The organism is Colwellia sp. BRX10-3 (assembly GCF_014077505.1).
Lineage (GTDB): Bacteria > Pseudomonadota > Gammaproteobacteria > Enterobacterales > Alteromonadaceae > Cognaticolwellia.
On record NZ_JACGWA010000005.1, the window covers coordinates 215,298 to 226,827 of the forward strand.

At 39.2% G+C, this 11,530-nt stretch carries 9 protein-coding genes; 2 read left to right on the plus strand and 7 right to left on the minus strand.

Going from position 1 to position 11,530, the window contains the following annotated elements:
- Positions 1 to 22: 22 nt before the first annotated feature.
- The 7 genes from aroB to H4J38_RS10350 all read right to left on the minus strand — a co-directional run bounded on the left by aroB (position 23) and on the right by H4J38_RS10350 (position 6,602).
- On the minus strand, positions 23 to 1,087 hold the full coding sequence (gene aroB / locus H4J38_RS10320; RefSeq protein ID WP_182131689.1) for a 3-dehydroquinate synthase: 1,065 nt from the start codon (positions 1,085 to 1,087) through the stop codon (positions 23 to 25).
- An 11-nt stretch (positions 1,088 to 1,098) separates the two neighbouring features.
- Positions 1,099 to 1,617: a shikimate kinase AroK gene (gene aroK, locus H4J38_RS10325; protein ID WP_081150979.1), complete on the minus strand. Its 519-nt coding sequence runs from the start codon at positions 1,615 to 1,617 to the stop codon at positions 1,099 to 1,101.
- Between the two features lie 144 nt (positions 1,618 to 1,761).
- The gene (locus tag H4J38_RS10330) at positions 1,762 to 3,765 is read right to left on the minus strand and encodes a type IV pilus secretin PilQ (RefSeq protein WP_259365482.1); all 2,004 of its coding nucleotides are present in this window, start codon (positions 3,763 to 3,765) and stop codon (positions 1,762 to 1,764) included.
- Positions 3,766 to 3,818: 53 nt separating this feature from the next.
- Positions 3,819 to 4,352, minus strand: coding sequence for a pilus assembly protein PilP (locus tag H4J38_RS10335; protein ID WP_182131690.1), 534 nt, complete (start codon positions 4,350 to 4,352; stop codon positions 3,819 to 3,821).
- Positions 4,352 to 4,957, minus strand: coding sequence for a type 4a pilus biogenesis protein PilO (locus tag H4J38_RS10340; RefSeq protein WP_182131691.1), 606 nt, complete (start codon positions 4,955 to 4,957; stop codon positions 4,352 to 4,354). Before H4J38_RS10340 ends, H4J38_RS10335 begins: the two co-directional genes overlap by 1 nt.
- On the minus strand, positions 4,957 to 5,535 hold the full coding sequence (locus tag H4J38_RS10345; protein WP_182131692.1) for a PilN domain-containing protein: 579 nt from the start codon (positions 5,533 to 5,535) through the stop codon (positions 4,957 to 4,959). Before H4J38_RS10345 ends, H4J38_RS10340 begins: the two co-directional genes overlap by 1 nt.
- Positions 5,523 to 6,602: a pilus assembly protein PilM gene (locus H4J38_RS10350; RefSeq protein WP_182131693.1), complete on the minus strand. Its 1,080-nt coding sequence runs from the start codon at positions 6,600 to 6,602 to the stop codon at positions 5,523 to 5,525. The genes H4J38_RS10345 and H4J38_RS10350 overlap by 13 nt, the downstream gene beginning before the upstream one ends.
- A gap of 131 nt (positions 6,603 to 6,733) precedes the next feature.
- Between H4J38_RS10350 and H4J38_RS10355 the strand changes: the two genes are divergently transcribed.
- Positions 6,734 to 9,310, plus strand: coding sequence for a penicillin-binding protein 1A (locus H4J38_RS10355; protein ID WP_310733466.1), 2,577 nt, complete (start codon positions 6,734 to 6,736; stop codon positions 9,308 to 9,310).
- A gap of 461 nt (positions 9,311 to 9,771) precedes the next feature.
- Positions 9,772 to 11,382, plus strand: a complete 1,611-nt coding sequence (pckA, locus tag H4J38_RS10360; RefSeq protein WP_182131694.1) for a phosphoenolpyruvate carboxykinase (ATP) — start codon at positions 9,772 to 9,774, stop codon at positions 11,380 to 11,382.
- Positions 11,383 to 11,530 lie beyond the last annotated feature (148 nt).

Below are 11,530 nucleotides of genomic sequence, written 5' to 3' on the forward strand. Positions count from 1 at the left end.
GCTTCACCTATTCTGAATTAAATTACAGAATTTGTTGAAGGTGTTCCTCACTAACATCGTCGTTAATTTCAGATTGACCAATAGCGGTTGGGAGAATAAAGCGTAGCTTTCCTGCTAAATTCTTTTTATCACGACGCATATGGCAAATAAATTTATCAAATCCCATATTCTCCGGCGCTATTAACGGTAAGTTAAACGCAGAAAGTAAAGATTCAATACGACGAAGATCTGACACTTCAAGCAAATTCATTGCTACTGATAACTTAGCAGCAAGTACCATGCCAGTAGCAACGGCTTCACCGTGTAACCATTTACCGTAACCCTGATCAGCTTCAATAGCATGTCCAAAGGTATGCCCTAAATTCAATAATGCACGCACACCTGTTTCTGTTTCATCTTCAGCAACGATATTCGCTTTACATTGGCAACAGCGCTCTATCATCTGCATTAAGATCTTATTTTCACCGGCCTTGATTTCATCAATATTTTTTTCAAGCCAAGTAAAAAATTCACCATCGCCTAAGATGCCGTACTTAATAACCTCAGCCATACCAGCATTAAACTCTCTAACCGGTAAAGTAGATAGGCTTGATAAGTCGATAAAAACGGCTTTAGGTTGATAGAACGCGCCTATCATATTCTTACCTAAAGGGTGATTAACCGCTGTTTTTCCGCCAACAGATGAGTCAACTTGAGATAGTACCGTTGTCGGTATTTGGATAAAATCAATACCGCGCTGATAACAAGCTGCTGCGAAGCCAGTAATGTCACCAATAACCCCGCCGCCTAATGCGATTAAAGTCGTATCTCTGCCGTGGGTGCCCTTAAGCAGATGTGACATTATCCGTTCAAAATTCGCTAAGCTTTTCTGAGCTTCACCATCAGGTAAAATGATTTCATCAATATCGAAATCCCTAAGGCTATGTTTCAATTGCTCAATATATAGTGGTGCAACTATGGTATTACTTACAATGCAAACACGCTTACTGCGGATGTGACTAGACAGCAGATCACTATTTGCTAATAGTCCGCTGTCTATATAAATGGGATAACTTCGTGAGCCGAGTTTAACCTGAAGAGTGGTCATAAGTATGTCGTTTAAAAATCTAAACGTTCTACTATTTTACTTGCCACAACTTTCGCACTTTGATCATCCGTCTGCACGATAACATCGGCAATTTCTTCATATAACGGATTACGTTCTACTGCTAAGTTTTCAAGTACTGTTCTAGGTTCTTCATCAGTTTGTAGAAGTGGACGACGTCGGTCTCTTTGCGTACGTGCGACTTGTTTATCAATGGTTGTTTCTAGATAAACCACAATACCGCGCGCTGATAAGCGATTACGTACTTGAGCGCTGATCACAGATCCACCGCCAGTTGCCAAAACAATTCCTTGTTTTTCACTTAAGTCTTCAATAACTGATTCTTCTCTTAAGCGAAAGCCTTCTTCGCCTTCAAGATCAAAAACCCAGGCGATATCTGCACCAGTGCGACGTTCGATTTCTTGATCAGAATCAAAAAACTCTAGATGTAGCTTGTCCGCTAATTCTCTACCAATGGTACTTTTGCCTGCGCCCATTGGGCCTACAAGGAAAATATTACGTTTTTCTGCCATTAGATTAATTAATACTCGTTTATTTATTACGTGAACAGGTAAGAGGGAACCTCCCTCGAAAATTTCAAGGGCGCAATTATCGCAATTGTTGGGTACAAATTGCAAGCATGTAAGATGAAAACACCACCTTACATGCAAATTAACTTAAAATCTTTCCGTAACTATGCGTGGTGTAACGAATATTAAGAGTTCTTTTTTCTCATTAAAGTTGCTGCTATTCCTAAACATCCAGCCAAAATACGGAATATCGCCTAAAACAGGTACTTTTGAAACCGAGCTAATAATTTGTTGTTGATAAATACCACCAAGTACGATGGTTTCACCATTATTAACTAAAACTTGCGTGCCAATTCTTTGCGTATCAATTGCTGGCGCTGTGCCATTGGAAACATCTGAAACCGTATCTTGTGTTACTACCAAGTCCAAAATAATTCTATCATCAGGTGTAATATGAGGTGTTACGGTTAAGCTTAATACTGCTTTCTTAAATTGTGTTGATGTTGCACCACTAGAAGCGGCTTCTTGATAAGGTATTTCAACACCTTGCTCGATATACGCTTCTTTTTGATTCGCAGTGGTAATACGAGGACTGGCAATTATTTCGCCTTTATTTTCTTTTTCCATGGCACTTAATTCAAGATCAAGAATGGTACCATCGGCTAAACGTGCAACCTGAAATGCAATACTGCCAGCCGGGTTTACCACCGGTAAATTAACATTGAGTCGATCACTTAATGATGGAATTGTACCATTGCCTGCACTCTCAGCGCCTGACAAAGAACCTGATGTTGATGAATCAGAACCTGTGTCTGTTACACCCCAACGAATACCCAGTTCTTCATTAATATTATCTTTTACCGTTACCATGCGAGATTCAATAATAACTTGGCGGACAGGAATATCTAATACTGACACCATACGTTTAATATCTTCAATGCTAGTCGCGGTATCTCGGATCAACAAGGTATTGGTTCTTTCATCAACACTAACGCTGCCACGTGATGATAAAATACTATTGTCTTCATTTTTTATTAACGCGGCAAATTCAGCAGCTTTTGCGTAATTAACTTGTACGTATTCAGAATATAACGGCGCAAGTTCTTCAACTTGCTGCTGAGCTTGTAAGTCACGAGCTTCTCGAGCGGCTAGTTCATCACTTGGAGCAACCATGAGAATGTTGCCTTCCATACGCTTGTCTAAGCCTTTAACCTTGAGGATAATATCTAATGCTTGATCCCAAGGAACGCCATCTAATCTCAAAGTAATGTTGCCTGCAACGGTATCGCTGGTGACTAGGTTGAAACCATTGTAATCAGCAATAATTTGTAAAACAGTACGAACAGAAATATCTTGGAAATTTAATGATATTGCTCTGCCACTAAAACTCTCTTCCTCTCCAAGGTAACCGTCTTCTTTTACTTTAGCGTTTACCGTTAATGAAAACACATCATTAAACTGTTGATGCTTATATTCAAACGGCCCATTAATATCAACCACTAAACGAGCATTTCGCCCTTCTTTAAAGGTTTCAATACCGGTAACAAGTGTGCCAAAGTCAGTTACATCTAATTTATAAATGTAGTCTTCCAAAATTTCAGTATTATGAAATTCGATATAAAGCTTACCTAGTTTGTCACTCACATCGACAGCAACTTTACTGTCAATAAGCTTAACTAAAAGTTGCGCTTCATCTTTCTGACCACGTTTAAAATCAATATTATCAATTTGGTTAATAAAACCATGCCCAAGCGGAATTAATTGGGTTACCGTTTTATTTACCTGCCCAGTATTCAAGGTGAGCGCAAAGGTATTATTTTTTTGAATAACGTCAAAAATTGATAGATGCTGCAAATTAACATTAGCAACGACTTTGCCTGCTATTTTTTGCACCGTAATATTTTTTACGCCAGCGTGCTCAACAAGTGTGTTGGCAATCGCAGGATTAAATTGCTCTGCATCAAAAGTTATTCTAACTTGTGCAGGTTTCATTGACGTTGCCACTTCGGGCGGCGCAGCAATATTGTCGGATAACTCAAACACCAACTCAATTTCATCATTTTGAATGGTGTTGTAGGTAATTCCTGTTAATTCGTTCGCCCACGATAAAGTGGAAAACACGCATAAATAGGCGGCCGTAATTAACTTCATTTTTTTGCAATGTGTCATAAGATTATCGTTTTTCATTTTATTAAATAGCAACATTACTTCCTTAGCCCCTCTGCACTTGTCTCCGTCATGGTAACGACAGTTTCACGTTCCACCCAGCACCCAGCGCCATCTGGGATTAACTCTAATACTTTTACATTGTCTTGGCTTACCGTGGTGATTTTCCCATGATATAAGCCAACGTAACTTCCCACAGCAACTCTGTGCAAGGTATTATCAGACGCCTCGACGAGTGCCCAAGTAACACCTAATTCACCTAAGGTGCCACGCATCACTAAATCACTTAGTGAAAACTTCTCCAAAGGCTGCTTTCTTCGACGCGGATCTGGACTTAAACAGCCTGACATTTGTTGAATTTTTTCTTGAATAGCTTCAGGTTTCGGTATATCAAATGGGCTACGTAACACATCTGCCGAATAGTCGAAGTGATCAAAAACTCTCACTTCAGGCATTGGGTCAATCGTGCTAGCTGTGCCTGATTGCACCTTAACAATATGTTGTTTCAAATCATCTGTATCACTAAAACAGCCCGTTAGTAGAACAGCACTTAATAGAATGAATTTTTTCATTATTCGTCTGCCTCCCTATAACGATAGGTTTTAGCTTGTAACTTTAATTTTAAATCTCCCGATGCTTGTTTTTGCATACTAATGTCAAAATCATGCAGGGTAACTATGCGTGGTAAGCCAGCAATTCGACTAACGAATTGACCAAATTCATGATAAGAACCTAAAACCTCAATATCGATGGGTAACTCGATATAAATTTCTTGCTCTATTTCCGGCTGCCAATTTAGTTTAACAAAATCAAGTCCTGTAGTGGTACCGACAAAGGTAATATCGTCTAACAAACCTGGTGTTTCATGGCTTTCAGGTAAACTTTTCAATTGGTTGGCAAACATTGCTTCTGCTTCAACCATTTGTTGTTCAAACAATTCTAAATTAGCCGCTATATGATATTTTGCTTGGTATTGTTGTTTTAAAGTCGTTTCTTCTGCTGTCACCCGTTCAAGTTGTTCAATTTGATCACTGACCATTAGCACATAACCCAAACCTAACACCAAGATAACCAAGAATATTGATAAAACAATTTTCGCCGCTTTCGGCCATTGTCCAATATTATCAAGCTCTAATCCATCAAATTGCTCCATAAATTCCGATAAATCAAAATTCATTATGGTGCTCCTTGATTAGTAGGTTCATTCAAGTTAATTAAACCTTTAATTCGAACACGCATTTTAAAATCACTTAATAATTTACTTTTTGCATCGTTGGAGGTTATCGATTCAAGAATTGCGTCTTCAAATAAATCAGAGCTTTCTATTTCTCTAATCATGTTAGCTAGATGATTATTAGACTCACTTTTACCGATAATATTTAAGCTATTATCTTGTTTTTCTAAGCGAGTAAGATAAATTCCATTCGGTACTACTTTTGCAATCTCGTCTAAAACTTGTGTACCCACATTACGACTACGTTGCAGTTGTTCAACAACACTAGTACGTTTTTCGAGTTCTTTTTTCTTTTCGTTCAGCGATTTTATTTTCGAGATACGTAAATCGAGTATTTGAATCTCATTTTGTAAAAACTGATTACGAGAATTCTGACCATCAATACGCATTTGATAAAACTGATTCACTGAGAATACAATAATAAATGCTGCCAAAGCTACTATGGTTAACACAGTAAAGTATTCTCGCTGTTTAGCTTTTTCAGCTTCTTCACGCCATGGTAATAGATTTATATATGCCAAGGGGAAAAACTCCTTAATGCTAAACCAGCTGCCACCATAAAGCGCGGTGCTGTGTTGGCTAACTCTTCTTGATTAATAGTGCTAGAAATTTCCATACCTGCAAAAGGGTTTGCTATTACTGTATGTATACCCAGCTCTTCTGATAATAATTGCTCTACGCCTTCCACTGAAGCACTACCACCTGAAATAACCAGATAATCAATTTTTTCTTTGCCGCTAGTGGTAAGAAACATTTGAATGGCGCGGCGAATTTGCTGCACTAATATGGTGTGAAAAGGCGCTAAAACTTCAAAGGTGTAATTGGGGGGCAGATCATCGGTTAACTTGGCTAATTCAGCCTCTTCAAACGATTTATTATAATAAGATACAATAGAGCGAGTATATTGCTCGCCACCAAACAGTTGATCGCGACTGTAAATATGTGTACCCGCTTCCGTGACCGAGAATAATGTCATGGTCGCGCCCAAATCTACGGTAGCGATAACTTTATCTGCGGCATCATCAGGTAATTGGCTTAAGGTTAAATCATAAGCGCGACTGATGGCGTAAGACTCAACATCGATAACTTTAGTTTCAAAACCACCTGCTTCTAGTGCCGCAACTCTTGCTTCAACAGATTCTGTCCGAGCAGCACTGAGTAAAACATTAATTTTACTTGGGTCTGATTCATTAATATCGAGTGATTCAAAATCTAAGCTAACTTCATCCAGGGGATAAGGAATTAAGCTATCAGCTTCGATTTCTATCTGACTCGCTAATTCTTGTTCGGTTAATGCGACATCCATATAAATTATTTTCGTAATAACCGTTTGCCCAGAGACAGCTGACGCTGCTTGTTCAACAGACGACGAGATTTTTTTGCGGATTTTAGCAACAACTTTACCAACAGCGTCAATGTCCTGAATTTCTCTATCAACAATCGCGCCTCTTGGCATCGGTTCAATAGCGACAGTTTCAAGAACATATCCGTTATCGTTTCGGTTCAGTAAAACAGCTTTAATAGAGTGAGAACCGATGTCAATTCCAACCATTAAGGCGGTCTTTTTTTTCCATAAACTACTTAACATAGAATCCTACTAGAACATTTTATTATAATAATATTAGGTATAAAATTCGTATTTATACATTTATTACATGCTTTTACAGGATATACTAGTACTATTACGTCAATTTTATAACTTTTATCGAGCATTTTTTTGTGTTTTCTATAAAAAACCTATTAAAAACGGGTGCTGCGTTGATATTTATCGGAATTTTGGCTCTTGCCGGAATTTACATGTCGATGCGTTCAAATTTACCCAGTGTCGAGTCACTGAAAGATTTGCAGTGGCAAACGCCAATGCAAATTTTTAGTTCTGATGGCAAACTTATTTCCCAATTTGGTGAGAAGAAACGTATTCCTCTTACCTTGGATGAAATGCCCCAGCAATTAATCAATGCGATTTTAGCCACAGAGGACGATCGTTTTTATCTTCATTTCGGCGTTGATCCCATTGGCATGGGTCGAGCCATCTTAGGTCAACTGACAGGACAAAATAAAGGCGGCGCTAGTACCATCACTATGCAGGTTGCCCGAAACTTTTTCCTGACTCGAGAACAAACCTATGTCCGAAAAATTCGTGAAATATTTATTTCATTCCATATTGAAAGCTTGTTAACAAAAGACGAAATCCTTGCGCTCTATATGAATAAAATTTCATTAGGGCATCGCTCTTTTGGATTTGGCGCGGCAGCACAGGTCTATTATGGTAAAGACGTAAAAGAACTGACGTTGGCTCAAATAGCCGTATTAGCAGGTTTACCCAAAGCGCCTTCAACCATGAACCCAATTAGTCGACCAGATCGTGCTTTACAGCGACGAACCGTAGTATTACAACGCATGTATACCGCTGACTATATCACTGCTGAAGAAATGTCAGCAGCAAACAAAGAACCGATTTCTGCCATAAAACACGGTGCTGAAATCGAGTTAAGTGCCCCTTATATTGCCGAAATGGCGCATCAAGAAATGGTTGATCGTTTTGGCAAAGAAGCCGCATATACCGGCGGTTATAAAGTATTTACTACTGTAACTTCCAAGCTGCAATATGCAGCTCAACAAGCCGTGGTTAATAATATTTTAGCATACGACCAACGCCATGGTTATCGCGGACCTATTAGTACCTTACGACCCATTGACGACCAAACTCAAACTCGCAGTACAAGTGATTCAAGTGACAATGCAATTGCGCCAATAACTGTAGAAGAAACAATAGCAGCACTCGCCCCGCATGGAAGCTACCACTCGATTGTACCTGCAGTTGTTACGGCAACATTTGAACAATCTGCGAAAGTTAGGTTACAAGATGGCTCAGAGGTTAACATCGATTGGCAAGGATTAGCCTGGGCACGTGCTTATATAAATGATGATAAGCAAGCAGCACCTCCAACTATCGCTAGTGAAATTTTGACAATCGGTGATATTATTATGGTTGCTGCAACAGAATCTGGCTATCGCTTAAGTCAATTACCAGAAGTCAGCTCGGCATTAGTATCTCTAGCAACAGACAGTGGTGCCATAAAAGCCGCAGTCGGTGGGTTTAGTTTTGACCAAAGTCAATTTAACCGTGTTACCCAAGCGAAACGACAAGTGGGTTCTAACATTAAGCCTTTCATTTATTCTGCAGCGTTAGACAGCGGCTATACATTAGCATCGATAGTCAATGACGCTCCGATTAATCAGTGGGATAGAAGTTCAGGTGTGGTTTGGCGTCCTAAAAATTCGCCTCCGGTTTATAACGGCGAAATACGCTTTCGTTTAGCATTAGCGCAATCTAAAAACGTCATTGCTGTTCGCTTACTCAGAGAAGTAGGCTTAGATAAAATCATTCCCTATTTAGCGCTTTTTGGTTTTAATCCTGAGGATTTACCGCGTAACGAATCTTTAGCACTCGGTTCAGCGTCTTTAACACCTATCGAAGTGGCCACTGGCTTTGCAACTTTTGCTAATGGCGGTTTTTTAATCAAGCCTTACTTAATCGAACGCATTGAAGACTCATTCGGTAAGGTATTATTTCAAGCCAATCCGGCCATGGCATGTGACCCTTGCGAAGAAATTATTACAACAGTACCTGAAGTCATAGATGGCAGCAGTGACAATTATGCTCTAGATGTTATTGATCAAATTCAGCTAGCGCCAAAAACAGTCAATAAAGCCCCTAGAGTTATTAGTGCCCAAAACGCATTTTTAATGACTGAAGCACTGAACTCTGCAATCTGGGGCGCTGACTGGAATGTAAAGCCTTTTTGGCAAGGCACAGGTTTTCGTGCACGTGTACTTAAACGCAGAGATATTGCTGGTAAAACAGGTACTACCAATCAGGCGAAAGACGCTTGGTTTTCCGGCTACAGTCGCAGACTCGTCACAACATCTTGGATAGGTTTTGACAATCCCAGCCGTAATCTTGGTCAAACAACCTACAACAGTAACCTAGGTAAAGAACAAACCACAGGTAAAGAGTTTGGTGCTAAGTCGGCACAGCCTGCTTGGATCAACTTTATGAGAGTAGCACTAGCCGAGCTTCCAGTTGAATATTTTGAGCAACCCGAAGCATTAATGTCGGTTAGAATAGATAAAGTGTCTGGGAAGTTAACCACAAAAACAGATAAATCAAGCCGCTTTGAGTATTTTGAATTAGGCACAGCTCCTACTGAATACATAAGCCAAGATGTCAGCAGTGAAATTCTCGATGGTGATGGCTCAATTACTCCCAATGAAGACGGAATATTCGATTAACAGCAACTTGTGTTGATCTTGTCGAAATAACTATTTCGACAAGATTTTTTATACTTGAAAGATCAACAACCGCTCTCAAAAGTTTCGTTAGGTAAGCATCCTAACGAAAAATTTGTTTCTATTCGAAATTTATCCCGAACATTTACAAAAATTATATTACTTTAAAATGTAATTTAATTGATATTTTCCTGACCAAATAGTCAACAACAAAATGCGCATAACCTCTTGTTTATAAGCACTATAGTCATTAGCCACTGGTTATTACTTAGTAGCCTTAGCCATTAACTATTTTCATCGTAAACATCTTTTCGTAATAAATAATGAAACTTAGTATGAAAACTTTCACAACGAAAGAAAAAAAACTTTCGTTTTGCTTATTGATCGCATAAAATTGTCGTCCAAACTCGGAATACCGAAACAAATTATTCAAAAATCGTCATACTTTTAGGAGCGAATTCGCAATGGCAGCTTTAGAAAACTCAATTGATTTATCTTCATACGGCATCACTAATGTTGCTGAGATAGTTTACAATCCGTCTTATGAGTTACTCTTTGCTGAGGAAACAAGATCTGATCTCTCTGGTTTTGATAAAGGCGTAGTTACCGAACTTGGCGCTGTTTCAGTAGACACGGGAATATTTACCGGTCGCTCTCCTAAAGACAAATATATTGTTCGTGATGACACTACGCGCGATACCGTTTGGTGGTCAGATCAAGGAAAAAATGACAACAAACCCATGACACAAGAAACTTGGACTAGCCTTAAAGGTTTAGTCACTGAGCAGTTGTCTGGCAAGCGTTTATTTGTTGTTGATACTTTTTGTGGCGCAGATGAAGCGACTCGCTTAAAAGTACGCTTTATCACAGAAGTAGCTTGGCAAGCCCATTTTGTTAAAAACATGTTCATTCGCCCTACCGATGTCGAGTTAGCATCTTACGAACCTGATTTCATCGTAATGAATGGCGCAAAAACAACTAATCCAAATTGGCAAGCACAAGGCCTAAATTCTGAAAACTTCGTTGCCTTTAACCTTACTGAACGTATTCAGTTAATTGGTGGTACTTGGTACGGCGGCGAAATGAAAAAAGGTATGTTCTCAATGATGAACTACCTACTACCATTAAAAGGCATTGCTTCTATGCATTGTAGTGCTAACGTTGGTGAAGATGGTGACACTGCTGTTTTCTTCGGCCTTTCTGGCACAGGTAAAACAACATTATCAACTGATCCTAAACGCCAACTTATTGGTGACGATGAACATGGTTGGGATGAAAACGGGGTATTTAACTTTGAAGGTGGTTGTTACGCAAAAACTATCAACTTGAGCAAAGAAAATGAACCTGACATATACAACGCTATTCGTCGTGACGCTTTACTAGAAAACGTAACTGTTGACGAAAAGGGTCTGATTGATTTTGACGATAATTCAAAAACTGAAAACACCCGTGTTTCTTATCCAATTCACCACATTGATAATATCGTTAAGCCGGTTTCTCGTGCTGGCCATGCAAAAAAAGTTATTTTCTTAACCGCTGATGCTTTTGGTGTATTGCCGCCTGTTGCTAAATTAACACCTGCACAAACAGAATATTACTTTTTGTCTGGTTTCACGGCGAAACTTGCCGGTACTGAACGTGGTATAACAGAACCAACACCTACATTCTCAAGTTGTTTTGGTGCCGCCTTTTTAAGTTTACACCCAACACAATACGCTGAAGTTCTTCGTAATCGTATGCAAGCTGTAGGCGCTGAAGCTTACTTGGTTAATACCGGTTGGAATGGCACTGGCAAACGTATTTCAATTAAAGATACGCGTGCAATTATTGATGCGATTTTAGATGGTTCAATTGATAATGCAGAAACACAAGTTTTACCCTTATTCAATTTAGATATTCCAACTAGCATTGATGGCGTTGACAATAGTATTTTAGACCCACGTAATACTTATGCTGATGCTTCACAATGGCAAGGTAAAGCAGTTGACTTAGCCACGCGCTTTGTTAACAACTTTAATAAGTTTACTGATACTGATAACGGTAAGTCATTGGTAGCCGCTGGCCCAAAGCTATAACTAAACCAATACCGCACTAAAGTAGAATGTCCCGTCCTAGAATATGTTGACGGTTTTAATGAAAGGCCAGTGGCTTAAGCTTCTGGTCTTTTTTGTGCACTTGGTTTGGTGTTTTCATTGCCAAACTTAAGTGCGGCCTTATTTCATT